The sequence below is a fragment of the Cupriavidus sp. FW305-F7 genome (assembly GCF_058782875.1).
Genome location: NZ_JBYSYC010000044.1, coordinates 44,016 through 70,521 on the forward strand (window position 1 = coordinate 44,016; position 26,506 = coordinate 70,521).

Consider the following 26,506-nt stretch of genomic DNA (forward strand, 5'->3'; position numbering starts at 1 on the left):
ATCCACAGGGGCGGTGGAATAAGTGGAAAACCAGTCATCTATCATCGACTTAGGGCCACATTTGAAGTTTTACTTTAAGTTGATGTTGCGCCGCACACTAGATTTACACCCTCATTACGCCTGCCGCCCGTTGCACAAAGGTTGCGCAAAGGCGGTGCACCAGGAAGGGCCGCATGGCGCCAATTAGCGGCGCGCTCCCACTGATCGAGGGCAGCACGGCGGAGGGCGCCGTGATGCCGTCCGCCGCCGCCCAGCCGGTCATCCGGGTCGCGCTGGACACCCCCGCCGACGACTGCTTCGACTATCTCGCCACGCCCGAGGTCGCCCCGGGTGACCTGGTGGTGGTGCCGTTCGGCCGCCGCAGCATGGTCGGCGTGGCGGTGGCGTACGCCAACCACTCCGATGTGCCCGCCGACCGGCTGCGCCCGGTGGCGCGGCGCCTGGACTGGATGGCGCCGCTGCAGCCCGACTGGATCGAGCTGGCCGCCTTTGCCGCGCGCTACTACCAGCGCCGCCTGGGCGAAGTGATGCTGCCGGCCTTGCCGCCGGCCTTGCGTGAGGCCGAGAGCTGGTCAGGCCTGGCCCAGCGTGCCCGCACCGACGAATACCGCCTGTTGCCTGGGCATGCAGAGGCCTTGCTGGCTGCCGTGCCGCCACGCGCACGCAGCGTGCGCGCCCTGGCGCAGGCGCTGGCCGAGCGCGCCGCCGCGGCCGAGCCGCTGACGCTGGCCGACGCCCGCGTGCTGTGCGCAGCGGCACCGGCGCGGCTGGCCGAATGGCAGGCCGCCGGCTGGGTCGACGCCAGCCGCACCGCGCGCACCCTGCTGCCGACAGGCCCCGCCCAGCCGCCATCGGCCGCGCCGCCGCTGCACGACGAGCAGCGCGCCGCGGTGCAGGCCATTGCCGAGGCCGAAGGCTTTGCGCCGTTCCTGCTGCACGGGGTGACCGGCAGCGGCAAGACCGAGGTCTACCTGCATGCGATGCAGGCGGTGCTCGAACGCGACACCCAGGCCCAGGTGCTGATGCTGGTGCCCGAAATCAACCTGACCCCGCAGTTGCAGGCTCGCATCGCGGCGCGCTTCCCGCACCTGCCGCTGGCGGTGCTGCACAGCGGCCTGGCCGACCAGGAGCGCAGCCTGCAGTGGCTGGCCGCCCACTGCGGCGAGGCCCGCATCGTGCTGGGCACGCGCATGGCGGTGATGGCGTCGCTGCCGGCGCTGGCGCTGATCGTGGTCGACGAGGAACACGACACCTCCTACAAGCAGCAGGAAGGGCTGCGCTACTCCGCGCGCGACCTGGCGGTGTGGCGCGCCAAGCAGCGCGGCATTGCCGTGGTGCTGGGTTCGGCCACGCCGTCGATGGAGACCTGGTGGCGGGCCGGGCAGGGCACTTACCGCAAGCTGGTGCTGCGCGAGCGCGCCCAGGCCGAAGCGACCCTGCCGACGGTGCGCCTGGTCGACCTGAACCACGAGCGCCAGCGCCAGCGCACGCTGTTCGAAGGCTTGTCGGTGCCGCTGCTGGAAGCCATCGACGCGCGCCTGGCGCGCGGCGAGCAGAGCCTGCTGTTCCTGAACCGCCGCGGCTACGCGCCGGTGATTGCCTGCGACAGCTGCGGCTGGCTGTCGGGCTGCCCGCGCTGCTCGGCATACCTGGTGCTGCACCGCCCAGAGCGGCGCCTGCGCTGCCACCACTGTGGCCTGGAGGCGCCGGTGCCGCATCACTGCCCGGACTGCGGCAATGTCGACATCGCGCCGCTGGGGCGCGGTACGCAGCGTATCGAAGAGGCATTGGCGGCGCGCTTCCCGCAGGCCCGCATCGCCCGCATCGACGCAGATTCCACGCGCCGCAAGGGCAGCGCGCAGGCCATGTTCGATGAAGTCCATGCCGGCGAAGTCGACATCCTGGTGGGCACGCAGATGGTGGCCAAGGGGCACGACTTCCAGCGCGTGACCCTGGTCGGCATCGTCCATCCGGACGCGGCCATGTTCAGCCACGACTTCCGCGCCGCCGAGCACCTGTTCGCCTCGCTGATGCAGGTGGCCGGGCGGGCAGGGCGGGCCGGCCTGCCGGGCGAGGTGCTGATCCAGACGCGCTACCCGGACACCCCGGCATTGCAGGCGCTGACGCGCCACGACTATGATGGATTCGCGGCCAGCCAGTTGCGCGAGCGGCGCCAGGCCGGGTTGCCCCCGTTCTGCTACCAGGTGCTGGTGACCGCCGAGCACAGCCAGCTGGAACGGGCGCTGCATTTCCTGGAAGTGGCGCGCCGGCATGCCGATACCTGCGCGCTGGCGGCCGAGGTGCAACTGCACGACCCGGTGCCGATGTCGATGGTGCGCATCTTCAACCGGGAACGTGCGCAGATGCTGGTGGAGGCCACCTCGCGGCCTGTGCTGCAACGCTTTGTGGCTGAGTGGGTACAGACTTTCGCAGATGTAGGGACGGAGGCAAAAGGGGTGCGCTGGCAGCTTGAAATCGATCCGTTGCGGATCTGAGCCGGCCAGCGTGGCAAAAAAAGGTGCAACCTTGGCATTAGGGTTTTCGATAGGGTTGCACTAGGTTGCACCTTGGTGATTTTCGGGAGTAAGATCGCGCCAGCTCACAGGCTGCGGCCGGTCGCGCGCCCGTGCCTGCCGGCATGGACGAGGTAGCACCGGCGGCGGCTCCAGTCTTTCGGAGAATTGCCCGCATGGCCACCACCACTCTCGGCGTCAAGCTCGACGACGCCTCGCGCGACCGCCTCAAGCGCGTTGCCCAATCCATCGACCGCACGCCGCACTGGCTGATCAAGCAGGCCATCTTCACCTACCTCGAGCAGATCGAGCGCGGCCACCTGCCGCACGAGACCGGCGCCGCCGGTAGCGCCGACGCGGATGGCGCCGACGGAGCCGAGCTGGTCCATGGCGATGCGCCGCAGCCGTTCCTGGAGTTCGCCCAAAGCATCCAGCCGCAATCGGTGCTGCGTGCCGCCATTACCTCTGCCTATCGTCGTCCGGAAACCGATTGCGTGCCGGTGCTGCTGGAGCAGGCCCGCCTGCCGCTGCAGCAAGCCGAGGCCGCCATCAAGATGGCCAAGACCCTGGCCACGCGGCTGCGCGAGCAGAAGGTCGGCACCGGTCGCGAGGGCCTGGTGCAGGGCCTGATCCAGGAATTCTCGCTGTCGTCGCAGGAAGGCGTGGCGCTGATGTGCCTGGCCGAGGCCCTGCTGCGCATTCCCGACAAGGCCACCCGCGACGCGCTGATCCGCGACAAGATCAGCGGCGCCAACTGGCAGTCGCACCTGGGCCAGAGCCCGTCGCTGTTCGTCAACGCCGCCACCTGGGGCCTGCTGCTGACCGGCAAGCTGGTCGCCACCCATACCGAATCGGGCCTGACCAAGGCGCTCACGCGCATCATCGGCAAGGGCGGCGAGCCGCTGATCCGTAAGGGCGTGGACATGGCCATGCGCCTGATGGGCGAGCAGTTCGTCACCGGCGAGACCATCTCCGAGGCGCTGGCCAACGCGCGCAAGTACGAGGCCGAAGGCTTCCGCTACTCCTACGACATGCTGGGCGAGGCCGCCATGACCGAGGCCGACGCGCAGCGCTACCTGGCCTCTTACGAGCAGGCCATCCACGCCATCGGCCAGGCCTCGCGCGGGCGCGGCATCTATGAAGGCCCGGGCATCTCGATCAAGCTGTCGGCGCTGCACCCGCGCTACAGCCGCGCGCAGCATGAGCGCGTGGTGGGCGAGCTGTACGAGCGCCTGAAGTCGCTGACGCTGCTGGCGCGCCAGTACGACATCGGCATTAATATCGACGCCGAGGAAGCAGACCGCCTCGAGATCTCGCTGGACCTGCTGGAACGCCTGTGCTTCGAGCCCGAGCTGGCCGGCTGGAACGGCATCGGCTTCGTGGTGCAGGGCTACCAGAAGCGCTGCCCGTTCGTGATCGACTACCTGATCGACCTGGCCCGCCGCAGCCGCCACCGCCTGATGATCCGCCTGGTCAAGGGCGCGTACTGGGACAGCGAGATCAAGCGCGGCCAGGTCGACGGCCTGGAGGGATACCCGGTCTACACGCGCAAGGTCTACACCGACGTGTCGTACATCGCCTGCGCGCGCAAGCTGCTGTCGGTGCCGGACGCGATCTACCCGCAGTTCGCCACGCACAATGCGCATACGCTGTCGGCCATCTACCAGATCGCCGGCCATAGCTACTACCCCGGCCAGTATGAGTTCCAGTGCCTGCACGGCATGGGCGAGCCGCTGTACGACCAGGTGGTTGGCGCCACCGCGGACGGCAAGTTCAACCGCCCGTGCCGCATCTACGCGCCGGTCGGCACGCATGAGACGCTGCTGGCGTACCTGGTGCGCCGCCTGCTGGAGAACGGCGCCAATACCTCGTTCGTGAACCGCATCGCCGACGACACCATCTCGCTGGACGAGCTGGTGGCCGACCCGGTCGCCGTGGTCGAGGCGATGCACCGCGACGAAGGCGTGCTGGGCCTGCCGCACCCGCGCATCCCGTCGCCGCGCACGCTGTACGGCAAGAGCCGTCCCAACTCGGCCGGCATCGATCTCGCGAATGAGCACCGGCTGGCCTCGCTGTCGTCGGCGCTGCTCGCCGGCACCAGCGAACGCGCCGTGGCCGAGCCGCTGCTGGGCGCCGAGGTGCCGCGCGCTGCCGACGCCATCACCGCGCCGGTGCTGAACCCGGCGGACCACCGCGACGTGGTCGGCCATGTCACCGAGGCCAGCCAGGCCGACGTCGACGCCGCGCTGCAGGCCGCCGTCAATGCCGCGCCGATCTGGCAGGCGACGCCGCCGGACGTGCGCGCGGCCGCGCTGGAACGCGCCGCCGATCTGATGGAAGCCCAGATGCAGTCGCTGATGGGCATCATCATGCGTGAGGCCGGCAAGACCTTCTCCAATGCCATCGCCGAAGTGCGCGAAGCCGTGGACTTCCTGCGCTACTACGCTGCCGAGGTGCGCCGCAGCTTCGACAATGAGACCCACCGCCCGTTGGGCCCGGTGGTCTGCATCAGCCCGTGGAATTTCCCGCTGGCGATCTTTACCGGCCAGGTGGCCGCGGCGCTGGCCGCCGGCAACCCGGTGCTGGCCAAGCCCGCTGAGCAGACCCCGCTGATCGCCGCCGCCGCGGTGCGCCTGCTGCGCGAAGCCGGCGTGCCGGCCGGCGCGGTGCAGCTGCTGCCGGGCCGCGGCGAGACCGTGGGCGCCGCGCTGGTGGGCGATGCCCGCGTCAAGGGTGTGATGTTCACCGGCTCGACCGAAGTCGCGCGCATCCTGCAACGCAACGTCGCCGGCCGCCTGGACGCCGCCGGCCGCCCGATCCCGCTGATCGCGGAGACCGGCGGGCAGAACGCGATGATCGTCGACTCGTCGGCGCTGGCTGAACAGGTGGTGGGCGATGTCCTCAGCTCCGCTTTCGATTCGGCCGGCCAGCGCTGCTCGGCACTGCGCGTGCTGTGCCTGCAGGAAGACGTGGCCGACCGCGTGCTGGAAATGCTCAAGGGCGCCATGCAGGAACTGAACATGGCCAACCCGGACCGGCTGTCGACCGACGTCGGCCCGGTGATCGACGAAGAAGCGCGCGGCAATATCGTGCGCCATGTCGACGCCATGCGCGCCAAGGGCCGCCGTGTCCACCAGGCCGACCCCAACGCCGCGCAGGGCGCCAGCTGCCGCAACGGCACCTTCGTGCCGCCGACGCTGATTGAACTGGACAGCATCGAGGAACTCAAGCGCGAGGTGTTCGGCCCGGTGCTGCACGTGGTGCGCTTCCCGCGCGCGGCGCTGGACACCATGGTCAGCCAGATCAATGCCACCGGCTACGGCCTGACGCTGGGCATCCATACCCGCATCGACGAGACCATCTCGCACATCGTCAGCCGTGCCCATGTGGGCAACCTGTATGTCAACCGCAATATCGTCGGTGCCGTGGTGGGCGTGCAGCCCTTTGGCGGCGAAGGCCTGTCGGGCACCGGCCCCAAGGCGGGCGGCCCGCTGTACCTGCACCGCCTGCTGTCGGTCTGCCCGCAGGATGCGGTGGTACGCAGCGTGCGCGCGTCGGAAGCAGGCGGCGGCGAGGCGGCCACGCTGCGCGACGAGGCCGCAGCGGCCTTCCAGGCCTGGGCCGCGGCCGAGCTGCCGGCGGTAGCCGCCGCATGCGAGCGCCTGGCCGCGGCATCGCCCTCGGGCCTGACCGTGACGCTGCCCGGCCCCACCGGCGAGCGCAACACCTACACCCTGCTGCCGCGCGAGCGCGTGCTGTGCCTGGCCACGCAAGAGGCCGACCTGGCCCTGCAGCTGGGTGCCGTGCTGACCGTCGGCGCCGACGCCGTATGGCCGGAAAACCCTGTCAGCCGGGGGCTGTTTGCGCGCCTGCCTAAGGGCGTACAATCGCGCGTCCGCATGGTGGCCGACTGGACCGCGGCGGACATCGCTATCGATGCGGTGCTGCACCACGGCGACTCCGACCAGCTGCGCACGGTGTGCGAACAGGTGGCAGTGCGCCCCGGTCCGATCATCGGCGTGCAGGGCCTGGCGCAAGGTGAACCGAATATCGCGCTCGACCGTTTGCTGATCGAGCGCTCGCTCTCGGTCAACACCGCGGCCGCGGGCGGCAATGCCAGTTTGATGACGATCGGCTGAGGCAACCCTCGGACGTCGTCATGTCGAAGCGCGCAGCGGCGGCGGCGATCCCGCCCCGTTGCGCACAGGAAGCAAGACGCGGCACTGCCAGGCCGCGCCAATATAACTGCCGGCAACGGCACCACATCGGCACCATTTGGGACCCAAGGAGATCTGATGAACTCGACATTCCACAAGACGGCAATGACCGTTGCCCTGACCCTGGCTGGCCTGACCGCCGCCTCGGCCGCGTTCGCGCAGGCCCAGGAAATCAAGCTGGGCTTTGCCGGCCCGATGACTGGCGGCCAGGCGCAGTACGGCAAGGACATGCAGAACGGCATCGTCCTCGCGATCGAGGACATGAACGCCACCAAGCCCAAGATCGGCGGCAAGGAAGTCAAGTTCGTGCTGGTCTCCGAAGACGACCAGGCCGATCCGAAGACCGGTTCGGTGGTGGCGCAGAAGCTGGTGGATAACGGCATCCAGGGCATGCTCGGCCACTTCAACTCGGGCACCACCATCCCGGCGTCGATGGTCTATAACCGCGCCGGCATCCCGCAGATCGCCATGGCGACCGCGCCGGAATACACCAAGCAGGGCTTCAAGACCACCTTCCGCATGATGACCTCCGACACCCAGCAGGGTTCGGTGATCGGCGCCTTCGTGGTGAAGAAGCTGGGCGCGAAGAACATCGCTATCGTCGATGACCGCACCGCCTACGGCCAGGGCCTGGCCGACGAGTTCGAGAAGGCCGCCAAGGCCGCCGGCGGCAAGATCGTGCGCCGCGAGTTCACCAACGACAAGGCGGTGGACTTCAAGGCCGTGCTGACCAACATCAAGCGCAGCAACCCGGACATCATCTTCTACGGTGGCGCCGAGACCCAGTCCGCGCCGATGGCCAAGCAGGTCAAGGAACTGGGCATGAAGGCCCCGCTGGTGTCGGGCGAAATGTCCAAGACCGACAACTTCCTGAAGCTCGCCGGCCCGGCTGCAGAAGGCACCGTGGTGTCGCTGGCCGGCCTGCCGCTGGACCAGATGCCTGGCGGCTCCACGTATGAGAAGAAGTACGAGAAGCGCTTCGGCTCGAAGGTGCAGACCTACTCGCCGTACGCCTATGACGGCGCCACCGCGATGATGTCCGCCATGGTCAAGGCCGGGTCGACCGATCCGGTGCGTTACCTGCCGGTGCTGGCCGCTACCAATATGCAGGGCGTGACCACCAAGATGCTGGCGTATGACGCGCGTGGCGACCTGAAGGATGGTGGTATCACTGTCTATAAGGTGGTGGGTGGCAAGTGGACGGTGCTGGAGACGGTTGGCGGGAAGTAAGCTGCTGGCTGTTGTTGCTGGTTATGGGAGACGCCGCCTTTTGGGTGGCGTTTTTCCTTTTGGGGGGGATGGCGCCACGGCGCCAAGCCCCCAAACAATTCCGTATCTCCCCCGTTGGCGCATAATCCCGCACTCGCACATTTTTTCAATCCATAGGAGCAGTACGTGTCCGAGCAGGAAGCCAGCTACGACCACGCCATCGGGCTAGCCAACCAGGGGCGCTTCACCGAAGCCCTGCAGATTGCCGACCAGCTGTCGCAGGCCCGCCCCGAGGTGGTTGATTTCGTCACGCTGCGGGCGCGGCTGCACTTTGACAACGGTGACGCCAACGCCGCGCTGGCGGTGCTGGACGAGGCGCTGGCGCGGCTTGACACGCAGCCGCTGCAGCCGCCGCACCGCTGGGCCTCGCGCGGGGTGATCGCGCACCGCTACGGCGCCATGCTGATGAGCCTGGGCCGCGATGCCGAGGCGCTCCCGTGGCTGCATGAGGCCGCGCAACGCAGCGGCCTGCTGACGGGCGAATGGGCCGCGCATTTCCACGCCGGCCTGGCTGCCCTGCGCATGGGCGACATGGCCGCCGCGGCGCGTTACTGGCATGACCTGATGGTCCGCAATCCCGACCTGGGCGCCGACGACATCGCACCGCTGGTGACGGACTACATCGCCCGGGCCGAGGCCGCCGGCGTGCCGGTGGAGCCGCTGATGCGCGTCTGCCTGGGCCGCGTGGCGCTGGACAACCCGCATCTGCTGGAGCTCGATCCCGCCGCCGGTGACACCGTGGCCGCCGACCAGGCCGCCCGTGTGCTGGCCGAGCACCCTGACCACCCCGAGGCGCGCCGCCTGCGTGCACCGCTGCGCCACGGCGTGGGCGACGTCCAGGGGGCACTGGACGACCTGGCGGTCTACCTGCGCCAGGTACCCGACCCGCAGAGCCAGGTACGCGAACTGGCCTGGCGCCACCAGCTGGCGCAGCGCGCCGACAGCACCCAGCCGGCCGATCGCGAGCCGTGGCTGCGCTTCACGCTGACTGACCAGTCCGACGACGGTGCCGGCTACTACCGCGCCGCCATGGCGCTGGGCGAGTTCATCGACGAGGTGCCGGCCGCCGAGGCCGCGCTGCGGCCGGTGCTGGTGCAGGCCGGCCGTGCCGGCGTGGCGCGCTTCGACCAGTACTTCGCCACCGGCCAGGGCGATGCCGCGGGGCACGGCGGCAATGCCGACCCGCATGTCTATTCGCTGCTGTGCCGGCTGTTGTCGCGCAGCCTGCCGGCCGACGCCGCGCACGTGGACGAGCGCATCGCGCTGCACCAGCAGGGCATGGCCGCCAGCGAGTTCATCGACCACTGGATCGACCTGCTCGACTGCCACGCCGACGCGGGCCAGCACCAGAAGGTGGCCGAGCTGGCCGGCGAGGTGCTCAACCGCTACCCGCTGGAGCGCAATCCGGCCGACGTGACCTGGGCCTTCAGCCGCATGATCGCGGCCTGGAAAGCCATGGGCGGCGCCGAGCCGACCGAGGCCGCGCGCGCCGCGATGATGCATATGGATGCCCGACTGGATGCGCTGCCGGTGGAAGCCCGCAGCGAGGCCGCGCACCCGATGGCGCATGCGCGCGCGCACTTTGCCGCGCTGCTGCAGGCGCAGGTGGCCGGCATGGACGAGCACGACCGCACCGATGCCCTGGCCGAGATCGAGGCCCAGCAGCGCCGCGCGCTGCTGGTGGAGGATGCCTGGCTGTACAACCGCTTCGGCCAGGTCTGGCGCGACGTGGGCGAGCCCGAGCGCGCGCTGCCGCTGTTCGAGCAGGCCGTGGCGCTGACCGAGGGCGATCCGCTGGACCAGGCCGGCCCGCGCGTGCAGCGCGGACTGGTCCACAACGCAGCGCGGCGCCACGATGCCGCGCTGGCCGACTTTGTCGCCGCCTTCGCCGTGCGTGACGACTGGGATGCCGAGGTGTACCTGCGTGCCGTGCAGTCGGCGCTTGGCCTGGACCAGCGTGAAACCGCGCTGGGGTATTTCGAGAAGGCCCGTGCCCGCAGTGCCGCGCAGGGCTCGACGCGCACTTTATATGCACAGGTGGAAGCCGCGCTGAAGGCAACCCGGCCGATGTGGAAAGTCTGGGGCGTCTGAAACGTCGCTCCGGACCCGCGAACGGTCTGACCATGTAAAGGATGTAAAAAACGCCATCTGTAGATGGCGTTTTTTACGCGCAGATGACAGAAGTTGTGCGCGTGTTTTGTGCGGTGTCGGACAATCACTGACATGGATTATGAAGTGCTTACATTACCATGTCGCCATGAATGGACTGAGCCAACTTTTTCCAAGCCTCCCGCTCGCGCCCGGCGGCCTGTTCTGGGTCGGGCTGGCGCTGGTCGGCGCCGGCCTGGCCGGTGAGCTGAGCCGGCGCTGGCTGCGCTGCCCGCGCATCGTCGGGTATGCCGCGGCGGGGCTTTGCGCCGGCATGCTGGGGCGCAGCATCGTCGACGAGAACATGATCAACCAGACCCGTATCCTGATCGATATGGCGCTGGCGCTGGCCTTGTTCGAACTCGGGCATCGCCTCTCGCTGACCTGGCTGCGCGCCAACCGCTGGCTGCTGCTGACCAGTGCCTTTGAAAGCCTGCTGACCTGGGGCCTGGTGGCGGCGGTGCTGCAATGGATTGGCGCCTCGCCCGGCGTGGCGATCCTGGCCGGCGGCATCGCGGTCAGCACCTCGCCCACCATCGTGCTGCAGCTCAAGAATGAGTTGCGCGCCGACGGCCAGGTCACTGAGCGCCTGATGGCGATGGCTGCGCTCAACAGCATCTACGCCGCCGCCATCGTGCAGGTCGCCACCGGCTGGCTGCATTCGGAATACGGCAACCTGGGCGCGGCGCTGCTGCATCCGCTGTACCTGCTGGTGGGCTCGTGCCTGCTGGCATGGGTGGTGGGCAAGCTGGGCCATGCCATCTATGACCGCATGTCGGCCGACGATCACTACAGCTTCCTGGTGCTGGTGGGCCTGGTTCTGTTCACGCTGGCGCTGACCCGGGTACTAAAATTGTCGATGCCGCTGACGCTGATGCTGGCCGGTGTCGTGTTCAAGCACCAGGACAACCAGCCGCATGTATGGCCGCCGCATTTCGGCAGCGCGGGCAGCCTGCTGATCATCGTCATGGTGGTGTCGCTGGGCTTGCCGCTGACGGCACAGGACTGGGCCGTGGGCGGCGTCTACGCCATCGCGCTGGTGGTGCTGCGCCATGTGGCCAAGCTGGCGGGAGTGGTGTCGCTGGGCTCGTTCTCGGGCCTGAGCCTGCGCCAGTGCATGGCCCTGGGGCTGGCGCTGGCGCCGATGTCGGGCCTGGCATTCCTGCTGATGCATGACGTGGCGCGCCTCTACCCCGGTACCGGCCAGCCACTGGCGGCCATCATCCTATGCGCGCTGGCCATCGAACAACTTTTCGGTCCGGTGATCGCGGCCTGGGCGCTGCGCTACGCAGGCGAAGTCCGCGTCGACATCCGGGCCAATGGAGGAGGGCGCTGATGTCGCTCGAACCGTTCAAGCACTCAGAAGCGCTGACTTTCGGCGTGGAGCTGGAACTGCAGCTCGTCAACCGGCATGACTATGACCTGGCGCCATTCGCGCCCGACCTGCTGCGCGCGCTCAAGGGCGCCGAGCATGCCGGCGACATCAAGCCGGAGATCAGCCCGTCCATGATCGAGATCAGCACGGGGATCTGCCACAGCTACCAGCAGGCGCTGGAAGAACTGACCGTGATGCGCGACCTGATGGTGGCGGCCTCGCGCTCGCTGAACCTGGGCATTGCCGGCGGCGGCACCCACCCGTTCCAGCAGTGGGCCGACCGTACCATCTCGGATTCGCCGCGCTACCAGTACATCTCCGAGCTGTACGGCTACCTGGCCAAGCAGTTCACCGTGTTCGGCCAGCATGTGCATATCGGCTGCCCCAGCGCCGACGAATCGCTGTTCCTGCTGCACGCCATCGGCCGCTATGTGCCGCACTTTGTGGCGCTGGCGGCATCCTCGCCCTATGTGCAGGGCGTGGATACCGGCTTTGCCTCGGCGCGGCTGAATTCGGTCGCGGCCTTCCCGATGAGCGGGCGTGCGCCGTTCCTGCTGACGTGGGACGCCTTCACCGCGTATTTCGAGAAAATGCGCAATACCGGCGTGATCGAGAGCATGAAGGACTTCTACTGGGATATCCGGCCCAAGCCGGAGTTCGGCACCATCGAAGTCCGCGTGATGGACACGCCGCTGACGGTGCAGCGCGCCTGCGATATCGCCGCCTATATCCAGATGCTGGCGCGCTACCTGCTGCTGTCGCGTCCCTTCATGCCGCAGGAAGACGATTACCTGGTGTACACCTTCAACCGCTTCCAGGCCTGCCGTTTCGGGCTGGAGGGGGAGTACGTGCATCCCAACGAACTGACGCGAATGCCGATCGCCGACCATATCCTGTCGATCTGCGACGCGCTGGTGCCGCACGCCGAGGCACTCGGCTCGCTGGAGGCGCTCGCCAATATCCGCGCGCTGGCCGAGCGCCGCGACGGCGATGCCGAGTGGCTGCGCCAGGTCGATGCCGATGCGCGCAGCCAGCGTGAAACGGTGCGCAAGGCGTGTGACCGGTGGGCTGCCTGAGCCTGCGCCGGGCTGCCCCCTGTCTTATTTGACGCTGTAGCCGCGCCCCTGCATGCAGGCGCCCCAAGCCTGGTAGTACGAGCCCATCGCCTGGCTGGTATTGGCCGCCGCCTGTTGGTTGGCCGCGTTCGCCTGGCGGCGCGACTGCCGGTGCGCCACGCCGCCCCCCACCGTACCCGCTGCAGCGCCGACCGCCGCACCCTTGCCGGCATCGCCTGCCATCGCGCCCACCACAGCACCCGCCGCGGCGCCGCCCGCGGCACCCCGTACCCGCTGGCCGCTCTGTGCCTGGGCCGGCGGTGGGGCGTTGGCGGCCTGTGCCGGATCCACGCCGGTCTGCTGCTTGGCCCAGCTGTAGCAGGCGCCGTCGTCGCTGGCCTGCTGTTGCTGGCTCTGGCCCTTGGCCGGATAGGCCATAGGCTTGTTCTGCGCCATGGCCTGGGCCGGGATCAGCGTCGGGGTCAGCGCGATGGCCGCCGCCAGTACGCCGAGGCCACGGTACAGCTTGCGATGCGGGCATTGCTTCATGATGATCTTCCCCCACGGGTGTCGGCTACGCGGCGCTGGATGCACCGACCGGTGCGCAAGTGGCGAGCCGTTCTGTGAAGGCCAGTATTTGCGGCCCGCAGGGGTATGTCAAATCAGCGTTTTGACGGCCTGATGTTATTTGTTTGTGGTGGTGGCGGGGACAGCAGGAACGCGACCGCTTCCTGCCACCAGGCCGTGTCGACATGCCCGGTCCAGTCGTTATGCCCGGCGCCGCCGATCACCGCCAGCCGCCGGGGTTCGCCCAGCGACGCATAGAGCGCCTGGCCGAAGCGTGCCGGTACGATGGTGTCGCGTTCCGCGACCGCGACCATCACCGGGCGGCCGAAGCCTTCCAGGCTGGCCGCGCTGTCGTAGCGGTCGCGCAGCACCCAGCCGGCCGGTAGCCAGGGATAGTGATGCGAGGCTATATGCGCAAGCTTGTCCCACGGCGTGATCAGCAGCACGCCGGCGACGCTCTCGCGCTGGCGCGCCGCGGCCGCTGCGGCCACGCCCGCGCCCAGCGACTCGCCGATCAGCAGCAGCGGGCCGCCGAACTGGCGCCGGGCCAGCGCGATGGATTGTTCCGCGTCTGCCACGAAGCTGCGCTCACCCAGCGTGCCGGTGCGAGGGCCGTAGGCCGGGTACTCGGCCAGGATCACGCGAAGGCCCAGCTTCGTCAGCGCGCTGGCGTAGTAGTCGCGATGCCCGGCGTGCCCGGCATTGCCATGAAAGACCATGGCGGTGGCGCGCGCCGGGCCGGCCGGCTCCGCGACCAGTCCGCGAAAGTCCTGCGGCCCCGGCCAGGCGCGCAGCCCGGGCGAGACCATGTCATCGACCGACGCCTTGTCCGGGAAGTAGAGGAAGTGATCCTGCAGCATGCTGATTCCGGCAAGCAGGACTAGTCCCGCGCCGAGCCAGCGCAGCACCCCGCGACGGACCGATCCAGTCCGCGGCGACACCAGCCGCGCTGGCGCCGGTGCCGGGACGATGGCAGGCATGGCAAAGCGCTCAGGCGCCGGCGAACACCGGTTCGCAGCGCACCTCGGTCCTGACCGAGTTGGCGATAAAGCAGGCGTCATGCGCGGCGTGGTGCAGGGCATCGAGCTCTTCACGCGTGGGCTCGCGCTCGCCGCCAAACGTCACCTGCGGGCGCAGCGTTACCACGGTCATCGCCATCTGCCCGTCGGCGTTCCTTGCCATCACACCAGTGGCCGCATCGAGGTAGCGGTCGACGACGAAGCGCTGCTTCGCCGCCAGCGACAGGAACCACAGCATGTGGCAGCTGGACAGCGAGGCGATGAACATCTCCTCGGGATCGACCGCGCTCGCATCCGACATCGGCAATGGCACCACATGGGGCGACGACGATCCCGGGACTTCCGCGCCGCCGTCAAAGCGCAGCACATGCCTGCGGCTGTAGCGGTTGCCGGCGAAATCCTGCCCGTCGCGTTGCCACAGGACCTCTGCGGTGTATGTGGACATGCAAAGACTCCTAGCGTTAGGAAAACCTCAGGCGCCGTGCGGCACGCTTTCGCCGTCGCGCAGGCCCAGGCGCTGGTTGGCAGGCACGGCGACATCGATCAGCTTCGGGCGCGGCAGGTTCAGGTTGCGCATCATCTCGATGAACTCTTCGCGCGTGCGGCCGGCGACGCGGTTGTTGTGGGCGCGCTCCTGGCCGATGGTGGACGAGGTGCGGCCCTTGTAGTCGTGGGCCGGGTAGACCTGCGTGTCGTCGGGCAGCGCAAACAGCTTTCTGGTCAGGCTGTCGTAGAGCGTGCCGGCGTCGCCCGACTGGAAGTCGGTGCGGCCGCAGCCGTCGATCAGCAGGGCATCACCGGTGAAGACGCGGCGTACGATGCCGTCGGGCGTAGGCTCTTCCCACAGGTAGCTCATGCTGCCGGCGGTATGCCCTGGCGTATGGATGGCGCGCAGCACCTGCTTGCCGAAGGCGACAGTGTCGCCGTCGATCAGCTGCTTCTGGGCGGGCTTGATATCGCAGCCGGACGGCGCCGCCGTGTGCGCGCCGGTCTGCAGCGCAAGGTGGCCTGCCGAGGTGATGTGGTCGGCATGGGCGTGGGTCTCGACGACCCACGCGAGGTGCGCGCCGGTGTCTTGCAGCAGCGCCATGTCGCGTTCGAGCTGGTGGTCGACCGGGTCGATCAGCAGCGCGTCCCCCGTGGCGGCATCGATCAGCAGGTAGGTGAAGGTGGACGAGGTTTCGTCGAACAACTGGTGGAAGGTCTGCATGGCGGTCCTCTTCTTTTGCCATCGGGGAACGCCGCCATGATACGCCGCGCCATGCCGTTGGGCACTAGCAGCAGGGGTTGTCAGCACTCCACGATATTCACCGCCAACCCACCCCGCGCCGTCTCCTTGTACTTCGTCTTCATGTCGGCCCCGGTCTCGCGCATGGTCTTGATGACCGAATCGAGCGAGACATAGTGGGTGCCGTCGCCGCGCAGCGCCATGCGTGCTGCATTGACCGCCTTGACCGAGGCCATCGCGTTGCGCTCGATGCATGGGATCTGCACCAGTCCGCCAACGGGGTCGCAGGTAAGGCCGAGATTGTGCTCCATGCCGATCTCGGCAGCGTTCTCGACCTGCGCCGGGCTGCCGCCCTGTACCGCCGCCAGCGCGCCGGCGGCCATCGAGCAGGCCACGCCGACTTCGCCCTGGCAGCCGACCTCGGCGCCGGAGATCGACGCATTGAGCTTGTACAGCAGCCCGATCGCACCCGCGGTCAGCAGGAAGTCGACCACGCCTTGCTTGTTGGCGCCCGGCACGAAGCGGTCGTAGTAGTGCAGCACCGCGGGGATGATGCCGGCCGCGCCGTTGGTAGGTGCCGTGACCACGCGCCCGCCGGCGGCGTTCTCTTCATTGACGGCAATGGCGTACAGGTTGACCCAGTCCATCACCGAGAGCGGGTCCGACAGCGTGCGCTCGGCGCGCTCGGTCAGGCTGCGGAACAGCTCGGGCGCACGGCGCTTGACCCTGAACGGCCCCGGCAGCTCGCCGTCGGTGCGGCAGCCGCGCGCGACGCACGCCTGCATCACGTCCCAGATATGCAGCAGGCCGCTGGTGACTTCCGCCTCGCTGCGCCAGGTCAGCTCGTTCTCCATCATCAGCCGCGCGATGCTCTTGCCGCTGGCGCTGGCCATCTCGAGCATGTCCTTGCCGCTGCGGAACGGGTGCGGCAGCTGCTGCGCGGCATTGAGCACCTGTGTATTGGGTGCGCCCGCGGTCACGACGAAGCCGCCGCCGACCGACAGGTAGCGCGCCTCGCGCAGCGATGCACCGCTGGCGTCGAAGGCATGGAACTTCATGCCGTTGGGATGCTCGGCCATGGCCTCGCGCCGGTAGAAGGCGATGTGCTCCTTCTCGACGAAGGGCACAATATGCTTGCCCAGCAAGGACAGCTCGCGGCTCGCGCGCAGCGCGGCCAGGCGCGTGTCGATCGTATCGGGGTCGATGGTGTCGGGCGCCTCGCCCATCAGGCCGAGGATCACGCCCTTGTCGGTGCCGTGGCCCTTGCCGGTGGCGCCAAGCGAACCGTACAACTCCACGCGCGCGCTGGCCACCTGCGGCAGCAGGCCATCGCGCTCAAGCCCCTGCGCAAACATCAGGGCCGCGCGCATCGGGCCCACGGTATGCGAGCTCGACGGGCCGATACCCACCTTGAACAGATCGAAAACGCTGACTGCCACGGGAAGTCTCCAGGATGTCGATGGCCCGCGCAGGGCTCTTGTCGTTTTGCAGCCTTCGCTCAGAACGGGCGCCGCACGGCGCGGCGCCCTTCATATCGAGCATAGCGCTTTGGCGGGCGCCCAGTGCCGCGGGCGGCCCGTCCGAAGCTCAGTCGACCACGTAGTCGCTGACCGGCACGCAGGCGCAGAACAGGTTGCGGTCGCCGTACACGTTGTCGGCACGGCCGACCGGGGGCCAGTACTTCTGCGTGCGCAGCGATGCCACCGGGTACGCGGCTTCCTCGCGCGTGTACTTGTGGGTCCACTCGTCGGCGGTCACGACCGCGGCGGTGTGCGGCGCGTGCTTGAGCGGGTTGTCGTCGCGGTCGAAGGTGCCGTCGGCAACGCGGCCGATTTCCTGGCGGATCGCGATCATCGCGTCGATAAAGCGGTCCAGCTCGTGCAGTGCCTCGCTCTCGGTCGGCTCGATCATCAGCGTGCCCGGCACCGGGAAGCTCATGGTCGGGGCGTGGAAGCCGTAGTCCATCAGGCGCTTGGCCACGTCTTCATTGCTGATGCCGGTGTCCTTCTGCAGCGGGCGCAGGTCCAGGATGCACTCGTGCGCGACCAGGTCGTGCTGGCCGGTGTACAGCACCGGGTAGTACGGCGCCAGGCGCTTGGCCACGTAGTTGGCCGCCAGGATTGCGTTCTCGGTGGCGGCGGTGAGGCCGGCCGAACCCATCATTGCGATATACATCCACGAGATCGGCAGGATGCTGGCCGAGCCGAACGGCGCCGCCGACACGCCGCCGATGCCGCGGTCGTCACGGCGGTAGCCGACGCTGTCCTGGTTGGGCAGGAAGTCCGCCAGGTGCGCACCGACCGCGACCGGGCCCACGCCCGGGCCGCCGCCGCCGTGCGGGATGCAAAAAGTCTTGTGCAGGTTCAGGTGGGAGACGTCGCCGCCGAACTGGCCCGGCGCGGCGGTGCCGACCATCGCGTTCATGTTGGCGCCGTCGACATAAACCTGGCCGCCGTGCTGGTGCACGATCTCGCAGATCTGCTGCACGCCCTGCTCGAACACGCCGTGCGTCGACGGGTAGGTGATCATGATAGCCGCCAGGTTCTTGCTGTGCTGCTCGGCCTTCTTCGCCAGGTCCTGCAGGTCGACGTTGCCGTCCTCATCGCAGGCCACCACCACCACCTTCATGCCGGCCATCTGCGCCGACGCCGGGTTGGTGCCGTGCGCCGACGACGGGATCAGGCAGATGTCGCGATGGCTCTCGCCGCGGCTGGCGTGGTAGGCGTGGATGATCAGCAGGCCCGCGTACTCGCCCTGCGAGCCGGCGTTGGGCTGCAGGCTGACCGCGGCGTAGCCGGTGGCGGCACACAGCATGGCCTCGAGCTGGTCGATCATCTCGCGGTAGCCCACGGTCTGGTCCAGAGGCGCGAACGGGTGGATCTGGCTGAACTCGGGCCACGTCACCGGGATCATCTCGCTGGTGGCGTTCAGCTTCATCGTGCACGAGCCCAGCGGGATCATGGTGCGGTCCAGCGCCAGGTCCTTGTCGGCCAGCATGCGCAGGTAGCGCAGCATCTCGTGCTCGGCGTGGTGCGTGTTGAAGACCGGGTGGGTCAGGTATTCGCTGGCGCGTGCCAGTGCCGCCGGGAAGGCGTCCTGCGCGACGGCCTCGAGCTTGTCGAAGTCCAGTTCGGCGGGCAGCGGCTTGCCTTGCGTGAACACTTCCCACAGCGCGACCACGTCGGCGCGGCTGGCGCTCTCGTCCAGCGAGATGCCGACGCGCGTGGCGCTGATATGGCGCAGGTTGATGCCGCGCGCGGTGGCCGCGGCATGGATCGCATCGGTGTTGAAGCCGGTTTCCAGCGTCAGCGTGTCAAAGAAGCTGGCGTTGGTGCGCGCGAAGCCCAGCGCCTGCAGGCCGGCGGCCAGCGTCGCGGTCAGGCGGTGCACGCGCTGCGCGATGCGCTTCAGGCCCTGCGGGCCGTGGTAGACGGCATACATCGAGGCCATCACGGCCAGCAGCACCTGCGCGGTACAGATGTTCGAGGTGGCCTTCTCGCGGCGGATATGCTGCTCGCGCGTCTGCAGGGCCAGGCGATAGGCCTTGTTGCCCTGCGCATCGATGGTCACGCCCACCAGGCGGCCCGGCATCGAGCGCTTGAAGGCGTCCTTCACCGCCATATAGCCGGCGTGCGGGCCGCCGAAGCCCAGCGGCACGCCGAAGCGCTGCGAGTTGCCCACGGCCACGTCGGCACCCCATTCGCCGGGTGCGGCGATCAGCGTCAGCGCCAGCAGGTCGGCGGCAGCCACCACCAGGCCGCCGGCCGCGTGCACGGCATCGGCGATGGCGCCGTAGTCGTTGACGTCGCCGTTCACGCCCGGGTACTGCAGCAGCACGCCGAAGGCGTTGGCCGCGGCGGCCTCGGCAGCGGGGCCGACCTTGACCTCGATGCCCATCGGCAGCGCGCGCGTGCGTACCACTTCCAGCGTCTGCGGCAGCACGTCGTCGGCCACGTAGAAGGTGTTCGAGTCGTGCTTGTTCACGCGCTGCAGCAGTGTCATGGCTTCGGCCGCGGCAGTGCCTTCATCCAGCATCGACGCATTGGCGATGTCCAGGCCGGTCAGGTCGGTGACCATCTGCTGGAAGTTCAGCATCGCTTCCAGGCGGCCCTGCGAGATTTCCGGCTGGTAAGGCGTGTAGGCGGTGTACCAGGCCGGGTTCTCGAAGATATTGCGCAGGATGACGCCGGGCGTGACGGTGTTGTAGTAGCCCTGGCCGATAAAGCTCTTCAGCACCTTGTTCCTGCCTGCCAGGCCGCGCAGCTTTGCCAGCGCGGCTTCCTCGCTCAGCGGCTCGGTGAACTCGCCCATCGGCATGCCGTCGCGGCGGCGGATAGCGGCGGGGATGACGGCGTCGATCAGCGCGGCGCGGTTGTCATAGCCGAGCACCTTCAGCATGTGCTGCTGTTCGGGAGTATCGGGGCCGATATGGCGGGCGGCGAAGGCGTCGCGCGCCTCCAGTTCGGCCAGCGTGGGCCGGGTTACTTGGGCGGCGTTCATGGGAAGCGGGGCGTTCATTGGCAAGAACCTCGTGGGGTGCGCGCCGGCCGGTGGTCAGCCGGGACGGCGCGCGTCAGTCTGCAGTGGCCGGTCCATCGTTGGACCGGCGCCGCCGGCGTCAGGCGCCGACGCTGGCCTTGTAGGCGTCGGCCGACATCAGGCCGTTGACGTCGTCGCCGTTGGCCGGCTTGAGCTTGAACAGCCACGCGTCGAAGGCGTCGGCATTGACGCTTTCCGGCGCGGCCGTGGCGGCCTCGTTGACGGCGATCACTTCGCCGGCCACCGGGGCGTAGATGTCAGAAGCGGCCTTTACCGATTCGACCACTGCCAGCGCGTCGCCGGCACCGACCGACTTGCCCACTTCGGGCAGTTCCAGGAAGACGATGTCGCCCAGCGCGTCCTGCGCGTGGTCGGTGATGCCGATGGTGAGCGTGCCGTCGGCTTCGACGCGTACCCACTCATGCGACTCGGTGTACTTGAGGTCAGCGGGGAAATTCATGGAGGTTCTCCGGATACAGATCTGTTTCTTGTTGGGTGATGCCTGCCCGGCAAGCGCCGGCAGGCGAGGGCGACCGTTGGTATGAGCCTCAGCTCACGAGTGCCTTGCCATTACGCACAAACGGCAGTTTAACCACAGTCGCGTTGAGTTTGCGGTCGCGGATCTCCACCTGCACGGTATCGCCCACGGCGACATCCTTCGGCAGGCGGGCAAAGGCGATGGACTGCGACAGCGACGGGCTGAAGGTGCCGCTGGTGATTTCACCGTCACCGGCCGGGGTGATCACTTTCTGGTGGGCGCGCAGGACGCCGCCTTTGTCACGCAGGATCAGCCCGAGGAATTGCTGGCGCGAACCGGCCGCGCCCAGTGCCGCCTTGCCGGTGAAATCGCGCTCGCTCTGCAGGTCCACCGTCCAGGCCAGGCCCGCATCCAGCGGCGAGGTGTTGATATCCATGTCCTGGCCGTACAGGTTCATGCCGGCTTCCAGGCGCAGGGTGTCGCGCGCGCCCAGGCCCGCCGGACGCACGCCGGCGGCGTTCAGCTTTTCCCAGACGGCGGCAACGTTTTCGGCCGGCACCACCAGCTCGAAGCCGTCTTCGCCGGTGTAGCCGGTGCGGGCCACCATGATCTCGCCGATGGCCGGGTCCTGGACCACGGCGGCGTTGAAGGGCTTGAGCGTGTCCGACGGCTGGGTCGAGGGGAAGGTGCTCCACACCGTGGTGCGGGCGTTGGGCCCCTGCACGGCGACGATGGCCAGAGGCTGCACGCCTGCAGGCGCAACATCTTCACGGCGCGGCGTGATGGTCACATCGCTGCCGGTGGCGGCATTGCGCGCGCGGATCCATTCGATGTCGCCCAGCGCGGTGCTGGCGTTGACGACCAGGCGGAAGCGGTCCTCGGCAAAAAAGTAGACGATCAGGTCGTCGATCACGCCGCCTTTCTCATCCAGCATGCAGGAGTAGAGCGCCTTGCCCGGGGTCTGCAGCTTGTCGACATTGTTGGCCAGCAGGCCGCGCAGGAAGCTGCGGGTATTGGCGCCGGTGAGGTCGACCACGCACATGTGCGACACGTCGAACATGCCGGCGTCGGTGCGCACGGCATTGTGTTCTTCGATCTGGGAGCCGTAGTTGACCGGCATGTCCCAGCCGCCGAAATCAACCATGCGGGCGCCGAGGGCGCGGTGGATGGCGTTGAGGGGCGTGGCCTGGAGCGTCATGGAATCCTCGGGGGCAATCTCGGTTGGCGAAAACAAAAAAGGGCCATCCGCCGCAACGCTCGCCGCGCCTGAATGTGGCGTAGCAATCCGCTGCGGCGGATGACCCCTCTGTCCTCGATACCTGAGAGATTACAAGGCGGATCCTGCAGGACCCCATCCTCGTGCGCCCCTTCGGTGGGCACGCTCGCCACGAATGGCGGGTGCCGCTCTCCAGAGTGCGGCATGCATCGTGTGCATATTGCATGCCGATCCGATCGGTCCGTGGTGCCTGAGAGTTTTCGGGTGATACCCCTTCGGCGGCGCAGGCGATGCGCGCTCTCCCGGTCGGATGCGCGCAATGTACGGGAGGCCCCGGCCTTTGTCAAACCGGCCAGGGAGCCTGCCGTACCTGTCGCTGCGGGTCTGGCTTACTTCTTCTTGTCGTCGGTGACAACGTTACCGATCACGCCGCCCACGGCCGCGCCACCCAGCGTACCCAGCGCACTGCCTTCGGTGAGGATGGCGCCGCCCACGGCACCCGCGCCCGCGCCAATGGCGGTATTACGCTGCTTCGGGGTCATGTCCGCGCAACCGGCAAAGGCCGCGACGGTCGCACCGATCAGGGTCACCTTGGTCAAAGTCTGCAGGGTTTTCATTATTGGCTCCGGTGTGATGATTCAAGCATGTCACCCCCGCCGCGCAGGCCGGGGGGACATATCAGTTAGAGCGTTGCGTTGCGCGATTGGCTCCGGCCTTTACGAAGTGTTACGCCAGTGACACAACCGGCCCTGTCAACGCGGTTTGCGCTGACTGACCTGCCGCGGCCAGCGTGTTAACATCGTCAGCTTTGCCGCCGAGCCCGTTTTTGGGGTGCCGGCGTGTCCCGCCTGGCCTTCCGCTGTTCCTGCTGATTTCCCCGCCTCCAACCGCATCCCTCGCATGACCCATGGCCTGAACCCCGCCCAATCTGAAGCCGTCCGCTACCTGGACGGCCCTTGCCTGGTGCTGGCCGGGGCGGGCTCCGGCAAGACCCGGGTGATCACGCAGAAGATCGCGCATCTGATCGAGGACAAGGGTTTCGAGCCGCGCCATATCGCCGCCGTCACCTTTACCAACAAGGCCGCCAAGGAGATGCAGGAGCGTATCGGCAAGCTGATGGAGGGCAAGACCACGCGCGAGGGCAAGCGCATCCCGCTCAAGCAGCTGACGGTCTGTACCTTCCACTCGCTCGGGGTGCAAATCCTGCGCATGGAGGCCGAGCACGTGGGCCTGAAGCCGCAGTTTTCGATCATGGATTCGGATGATTGCTTCGGCCTGATCCAGGAGCAGCTGGGCACCACCGACAAGAAGCTGATCCGCGGCGTACAGGGCACGATCTCGCTGTGGAAGAACGGCATGGTCGATCCGGAGGCAGCGATCGCGCAGGCCGCCAATGCCGACGAGCACCAGGCCGCGCTGGTCTACCGCAACTACGTGGCCACGCTGCACGCCTACCAGGCGGTGGATTTCGACGACCTGATCCGCCTGCCTGCCGAGCTGTTCGCGCGCAATGAAGCCGTGCAACTCAAGTGGCAGAACCGCCTGCGCTACTTTCTGGTCGACGAATACCAGGACACCAACGCCTGCCAGTACCAGTTGCTGAAACTGCTGGCGGGTGGCTCGCACCTGCGCGCGCCGGCCTTTACCGCGGTGGGCGACGACGACCAGGCCATCTATGGCTGGCGCGGCGCCACGCTGGACAACCTGCGCGGGCTGCAGACCGATTTCCCGGACCTGAAGGTGATCAAGCTGGAGCAGAACTACCGCTCCACCGTGCGCATCCTGGAAGCAGCCAACGCGGTCATCGCCAACAACCCCAAGCTGTTCGACAAGAAGCTGTGGAGCGAGCACGGCATGGGCGACCCCATCGCCATCCACCCGATGAACGACGAGGAGCACGAGGCCGAGTCGGTGGTGTTCCGCCTGTCCGCGCACAAGTTCGAGCGCCGCGCGCAGTTCCGCGACTACGCCATCCTCTATCGCGGCAACCACCAGGCGCGGCTGTTCGAGCAGATCCTGCGGCGCGAGCGCATTCCCTATGTACTGTCGGGCGGCCAGAGCTTCTTCGACAAGGCCGAGATCAAGGACATCTGCGCCTACCTGCGCCTGATTGCCAACCCCGACGACGATCCCGCCTTTATCCGCGCCATCACCACGCCGCGCCGCGGCGTGGGCAACACCACGCTGGAAGCGCTGGGCACCTTTGCTGGCCAGGCCAAGGTGTCGCTGTTCGAGGCCGCGATGATGGGCGGCATCGAAGGCAAGCTGCAGCCGCGCCAGCTGGAGCCGTTGCGCATATTCTGCGAATCGATGGTGCGGCTGGCCGACCGCGCGGCCAAGGATCCGGCCACCGTGGTGCTGGACGACCTGATGGAAGGCATCCACTACGAGGCCTACCTGTACGACAGCTTCGACGAACGGCAGGCGCAGTCGCGCTGGACTAACACGCTGGAATTCCTGGACTGGCTCAAGCGCAAGGGCACCAAGCCAGAAGGCGCCGAGGGCGAGGAAGCCACCGGCTTCGACAATGCCGACGGCTTCGGCAGCGAAGGCAAGAACCTGCTCGAACTGACCCAGACCGTGGCGCTGATGAGCATGCTGGAAGGCCGCGAGGAAGACCCCGACGCGGTGCGGCTGTCCACGCTGCATGCGTCCAAAGGGCTGGAATATCCGCACGTGTTCCTGGTCGGCGTGGAAGAGGGCATCCTGCCGCACTGCCGCGAAGACGAGGACATGAGCGACGAAAAGATCGAGGAAGAGCGGCGGCTGATGTATGTCGGCATCACCCGCGCGCAGCGCAGCCTGCATGTCAGCTGGTGCAAGAAGCGCAAGCGCGCGCGCGAGACCTACTCGTGCCAGCCTTCGCGCTTTATCGGCGAGATGAAGCTGGAGGAAGCGCCTGCGCCAGTCGATGAAACCCCGGCGATGAGCCCCAAGGACCGGCTCGGCGCGCTCAAGGCACTGCTGGGAACCGGCGGCAAGACGGCCCCGGGCTGAACGGGCGCTACAGTCCCGATACAAAGGCCTACCAGGCTGACAAGACGCCGGGCGCAGGCGTCCCTAGTATGGCGGCTGTGCTGCTCGCGCCGTGTGCGCGGGTGGCGCCGCGGCAGGCCCGCCCGGTCTGCCTGCTGCGCCGGACGTCTCGTTCGGAACTTCCCTGTTATTCGGCCCCCGGCGCGCGAGCGTGCGGGGGCGTTTTTTTGCCGCGGCCGCGAACCTACCGCTGCGGTCCGCCCGGCGGCATCATCATCGCGCCCGCGGGCGGCAAGCCCATCCAGCGCGCGGCTTCGGGCGCGGCGCGCAGGCGCCGGCGCTGGGCCGGGTCGAGGCTGTCGTCCAGCGCCAGCCAGCGTTCGCGCACCGCGCGGCGGTCCTGCTCCAGCGCATCGTGCAGTCGGTCCATGGCCTGCGCGCGCGGCCGCAGCGGTGCGTCGGGGGTTTCGTCGGCCGTCTCGCGCAGCAGGCGCGCGTGCAGTTCCAGTGCATGGGCCTCGGCTTCGCGAGTGGCGCTGCGTGCGGCCTGCCAGAGCTTGGCCTGCGCGGCACTGAGTCCCAGCGACTCGGCGGATGCCGGCGCGGAGGGCGGTGGCGGCATCGCCCCTGTCGGCGGCGGGCCGGATTGCAGCGCGCTGGCCGGCGTGGCCAGCAGGCACGCGGTGCACAGCGCCAGCAGGGAAGCGGCGGTGCGCAGGCGGGTCGGCGGAAATGGCATGGCGTTCTCCTGTGATGGCAGACACCGTCGTGGCAACGTGCCGCGCGATGCCCGCGGTTGGCTCGGGTCAATGCCGGTCCATGCTAGGGAAGGCCGCATGCCAATGCTTGAGCACTTGGTCAGGCCCGTACTGCAATCCCGTACAAAGCATGGCTGGCCGGCAAGACTGCGTATCAGGGCTGATACAAAGCCGGCATAGTGGGGGCATCGCGGGCTGGTAAAGTTGGGCACCGCATGCCCCCGGCACCGGCACTTGCTGCCGGTATATGCCGATCCCTTCGCTTATGGAATTCACCCCCACGCTTCCCGTCCGCCTGCTGATCGTCGACGACGATCCCCAGATCCGTGCCATGCTGGCCGACTACCTGTCCACCTTTGGCATGCAGGCCGATGGCGTCGAGGGCGGTGCCGAGATGCGGCAGGCGATGGCCGCCACGCGCTACGACCTGGTGATCCTTGACCTGTCGCTGCCCGGCGAAAACGGCCTGGCGCTGTGTCGCGAACTGCGCGCGCGCACCGAAGTCGCGGTCATCATGCTGACCGCGCGCGCTGAGTTGGCCGACCGCGTGGTCGGGCTGGAAGTTGGCGCAGACGACTACGTGACCAAGCCCTTCGAGATGCGCGAACTGGTGGCGCGCATCCACACCGTGCTGCGCCGTATCCGTGGCCACGGCGCCGACGCGCGCCAGGGCGCGGCGCCTTCCGGGCATGAGGTGCGCTTCGGCGACTGGCGCCTGAACACCACGCTGCGCCAGCTGGTCGACCGCGACGAGGTGGTGGTGCCGCTGTCCAATGCCGAATTCCGCCTGCTGCTGGCCTTTGTCGAACAGCCCAACTGCGTGCTCGACCGCGAACTGCTGATCAACCAGGCGCGCGGCCGCGGCCTCGATGTGTTCGACCGCAGCATCGACCTGCTGGTGTCACGGCTGCGCCAGAAGCTGCGCGACGATCCGCGCGACCCCACGCTGATCCGCACCGTGCGCGGCGTGGGCTATGTCTTTACCGCCACGCAGGAAGGATGAACGCGAATGGGCCGGCTGGCGCGCCATGATTCGATGTTCGTGCGACTGTTCGTGGTGATGGCTGCCATCATGCTGGCCGGCGAGCCAGTCACCATTGCATGGTTCCGCGGCGAATGCGTCCCGAAGATTACGGGTACACCGCCCA

The 26,506-nt window shown here is 68.1% G+C and carries 18 protein-coding genes, 1 pseudogene and 2 riboswitches; of the genes and pseudogenes, 9 read left to right on the top strand and 10 right to left on the bottom strand.

Translation table 11 applies throughout. The features are described from left to right. Positions 1-173 precede the first annotated feature (173 nt). From AC3WL8_RS31260 to AC3WL8_RS31285, 6 genes are all read left to right on the top strand, one after another. Positions 174-2,495: a primosomal protein N' gene (locus AC3WL8_RS31260; RefSeq protein WP_492379568.1), complete on the top strand. Its 2,322-nt coding sequence runs from the start codon at positions 174-176 to the stop codon at positions 2,493-2,495. A 194-nt stretch (positions 2,496-2,689) separates the two neighbouring features. Then, complete coding sequence (putA, locus tag AC3WL8_RS31265; RefSeq protein WP_153954233.1) at positions 2,690-6,652, top strand: trifunctional transcriptional regulator/proline dehydrogenase/L-glutamate gamma-semialdehyde dehydrogenase; 3,963 nt, start codon at positions 2,690-2,692, stop codon at positions 6,650-6,652. A gap of 156 nt (positions 6,653-6,808) precedes the next feature. After that, positions 6,809-7,960 carry a branched-chain amino acid ABC transporter substrate-binding protein gene (locus AC3WL8_RS31270; RefSeq protein ID WP_013958377.1) on the top strand — a complete coding sequence of 384 codons (1,152 nt, stop codon included), beginning with the start codon at positions 6,809-6,811 and terminating at the stop codon, positions 7,958-7,960. A gap of 165 nt (positions 7,961-8,125) precedes the next feature. Next, positions 8,126-10,090, top strand: coding sequence for a tetratricopeptide repeat protein (locus AC3WL8_RS31275; protein WP_013958376.1), 1,965 nt, complete (start codon positions 8,126-8,128; stop codon positions 10,088-10,090). A gap of 166 nt (positions 10,091-10,256) precedes the next feature. Then, entirely contained in the window at positions 10,257-11,483 is a 1,227-nt protein-coding gene (locus AC3WL8_RS31280) for a cation:proton antiporter (RefSeq protein ID WP_013958375.1), read from the top strand. Next, entirely contained in the window at positions 11,483-12,598 is a 1,116-nt protein-coding gene (locus tag AC3WL8_RS31285) for a YbdK family carboxylate-amine ligase (protein WP_013958374.1), read from the top strand. The genes AC3WL8_RS31280 and AC3WL8_RS31285 overlap by 1 nt, the downstream gene beginning before the upstream one ends. Positions 12,599-12,622: 24 nt before the next feature. Here AC3WL8_RS31285 and AC3WL8_RS31290 read toward each other — a convergent pair whose 3' ends face one another. The 9 genes from AC3WL8_RS31290 to AC3WL8_RS31330 form a co-directional block, all read right to left on the bottom strand. Next, positions 12,623-13,126, bottom strand: a complete 504-nt coding sequence (locus tag AC3WL8_RS31290) for a YMGG-like glycine zipper-containing protein (protein ID WP_013958373.1) — start codon at positions 13,124-13,126, stop codon at positions 12,623-12,625. Between the two features lie 113 nt (positions 13,127-13,239). After that, complete coding sequence (locus AC3WL8_RS31295) at positions 13,240-14,124, bottom strand: alpha/beta hydrolase (RefSeq protein WP_492379569.1); 885 nt, start codon at positions 14,122-14,124, stop codon at positions 13,240-13,242. Positions 14,125-14,134: 10 nt separating this feature from the next. Then, positions 14,135-14,608 (bottom strand): OsmC family protein, encoded by a 474-nt coding sequence (locus AC3WL8_RS31300; RefSeq protein ID WP_211980418.1) that lies wholly within the window; start codon positions 14,606-14,608, stop codon positions 14,135-14,137. 27 nt (positions 14,609-14,635) lie between these two features. Next, positions 14,636-15,373 carry an MBL fold metallo-hydrolase gene (locus AC3WL8_RS31305; protein WP_492379570.1) on the bottom strand — a complete coding sequence of 246 codons (738 nt, stop codon included), beginning with the start codon at positions 15,371-15,373 and terminating at the stop codon, positions 14,636-14,638. Positions 15,374-15,453: 80 nt separating this feature from the next. Then, positions 15,454-16,830: an L-serine ammonia-lyase gene (locus AC3WL8_RS31310; RefSeq protein ID WP_211980417.1), complete on the bottom strand. Its 1,377-nt coding sequence runs from the start codon at positions 16,828-16,830 to the stop codon at positions 15,454-15,456. A gap of 148 nt (positions 16,831-16,978) precedes the next feature. Continuing rightward, entirely contained in the window at positions 16,979-19,909 is a 2,931-nt protein-coding gene (gene gcvP, locus AC3WL8_RS31315) for an aminomethyl-transferring glycine dehydrogenase (RefSeq protein WP_492379571.1), read from the bottom strand. A gap of 100 nt (positions 19,910-20,009) precedes the next feature. Further along, the gene (gene gcvH, locus AC3WL8_RS31320) at positions 20,010-20,390 is read right to left on the bottom strand and encodes a glycine cleavage system protein GcvH (protein WP_010812169.1); all 381 of its coding nucleotides are present in this window, start codon (positions 20,388-20,390) and stop codon (positions 20,010-20,012) included. Positions 20,391-20,478: 88 nt separating this feature from the next. Then, on the bottom strand, positions 20,479-21,606 hold the full coding sequence (gcvT, locus tag AC3WL8_RS31325) for a glycine cleavage system aminomethyltransferase GcvT (RefSeq protein WP_013958367.1): 1,128 nt from the start codon (positions 21,604-21,606) through the stop codon (positions 20,479-20,481). Between the two features lie 98 nt (positions 21,607-21,704). Continuing rightward, positions 21,705-21,830, bottom strand: a riboswitch (glycine riboswitch). A gap of 21 nt (positions 21,831-21,851) precedes the next feature. Further along, positions 21,852-21,939: riboswitch (glycine riboswitch) on the bottom strand. A 74-nt stretch (positions 21,940-22,013) separates the two neighbouring features. Further along, positions 22,014-22,241, bottom strand: coding sequence for a YMGG-like glycine zipper-containing protein (locus AC3WL8_RS31330; RefSeq protein WP_013958366.1), 228 nt, complete (start codon positions 22,239-22,241; stop codon positions 22,014-22,016). A 283-nt stretch (positions 22,242-22,524) separates the two neighbouring features. Here AC3WL8_RS31330 and AC3WL8_RS31335 point away from each other — a divergent pair, with 283 nt between their 5' ends. Further along, positions 22,525-24,621, top strand: a complete 2,097-nt coding sequence (locus tag AC3WL8_RS31335) for a UvrD-helicase domain-containing protein (protein WP_041228241.1) — start codon at positions 22,525-22,527, stop codon at positions 24,619-24,621. Between the two features lie 223 nt (positions 24,622-24,844). Here the strand turns inward: AC3WL8_RS31335 and AC3WL8_RS31340 are convergent, their stop codons facing one another. Beyond that, a complete protein-coding gene (locus tag AC3WL8_RS31340; protein WP_211980415.1) occupies positions 24,845-25,339 on the bottom strand; it encodes a hypothetical protein in 495 nt (164 codons plus the stop codon). A 284-nt stretch (positions 25,340-25,623) separates the two neighbouring features. Here AC3WL8_RS31340 and AC3WL8_RS31345 point away from each other — a divergent pair, with 284 nt between their 5' ends. Both AC3WL8_RS31345 and AC3WL8_RS31350 read left to right on the top strand, forming a co-directional pair. Next, on the top strand, positions 25,624-26,361 hold the full coding sequence (locus tag AC3WL8_RS31345) for a response regulator (protein WP_492379572.1): 738 nt from the start codon (positions 25,624-25,626) through the stop codon (positions 26,359-26,361). A 69-nt stretch (positions 26,362-26,430) separates the two neighbouring features. Then, a pseudogene (locus AC3WL8_RS31350) lies at positions 26,431-26,506 on the top strand (ABC transporter substrate-binding protein); the annotation flags it as partial.

What these genes read in the sequence shown, in the direction of transcription:
- AC3WL8_RS31295 (WP_492379569.1), bottom strand. Translation starts at nt 14,124, where the DNA reads ATGCCTGCCATCGTCCCGGCACCGGCGCCAGCGCGGCTGGTGTCGCCG.
- AC3WL8_RS31285 (WP_013958374.1), top strand. Translation starts at nt 11,483, where the DNA reads ATGTCGCTCGAACCGTTCAAGCACTCAGAAGCGCTGACTTTCGGCGTG.
- gcvT (WP_013958367.1), bottom strand. Translation starts at nt 21,606, where the DNA reads ATGACGCTCCAGGCCACGCCCCTCAACGCCATCCACCGCGCCCTCGGC.
- AC3WL8_RS31300 (WP_211980418.1), bottom strand. Translation starts at nt 14,608, where the DNA reads ATGTCCACATACACCGCAGAGGTCCTGTGGCAACGCGACGGGCAGGAT.
- gcvH (WP_010812169.1), bottom strand. Translation starts at nt 20,390, where the DNA reads ATGAATTTCCCCGCTGACCTCAAGTACACCGAGTCGCATGAGTGGGTA.
- AC3WL8_RS31290 (WP_013958373.1), bottom strand. Translation starts at nt 13,126, where the DNA reads ATGAAGCAATGCCCGCATCGCAAGCTGTACCGTGGCCTCGGCGTACTG.
- AC3WL8_RS31260 (WP_492379568.1), top strand. Translation starts at nt 174, where the DNA reads ATGGCGCCAATTAGCGGCGCGCTCCCACTGATCGAGGGCAGCACGGCG.
- AC3WL8_RS31345 (WP_492379572.1), top strand. Translation starts at nt 25,624, where the DNA reads ATGGAATTCACCCCCACGCTTCCCGTCCGCCTGCTGATCGTCGACGAC.
- gcvP (WP_492379571.1), bottom strand. Translation starts at nt 19,909, where the DNA reads ATGAACGCCCCGCTTCCCATGAACGCCGCCCAAGTAACCCGGCCCACG.
- AC3WL8_RS31335 (WP_041228241.1), top strand. Translation starts at nt 22,525, where the DNA reads ATGACCCATGGCCTGAACCCCGCCCAATCTGAAGCCGTCCGCTACCTG.
- AC3WL8_RS31270 (WP_013958377.1), top strand. Translation starts at nt 6,809, where the DNA reads ATGAACTCGACATTCCACAAGACGGCAATGACCGTTGCCCTGACCCTG.
- AC3WL8_RS31330 (WP_013958366.1), bottom strand. Translation starts at nt 22,241, where the DNA reads ATGAAAACCCTGCAGACTTTGACCAAGGTGACCCTGATCGGTGCGACC.
- AC3WL8_RS31280 (WP_013958375.1), top strand. Translation starts at nt 10,257, where the DNA reads ATGAATGGACTGAGCCAACTTTTTCCAAGCCTCCCGCTCGCGCCCGGC.
- putA (WP_153954233.1), top strand. Translation starts at nt 2,690, where the DNA reads ATGGCCACCACCACTCTCGGCGTCAAGCTCGACGACGCCTCGCGCGAC.
- AC3WL8_RS31340 (WP_211980415.1), bottom strand. Translation starts at nt 25,339, where the DNA reads ATGCCATTTCCGCCGACCCGCCTGCGCACCGCCGCTTCCCTGCTGGCG.
- AC3WL8_RS31305 (WP_492379570.1), bottom strand. Translation starts at nt 15,373, where the DNA reads ATGCAGACCTTCCACCAGTTGTTCGACGAAACCTCGTCCACCTTCACC.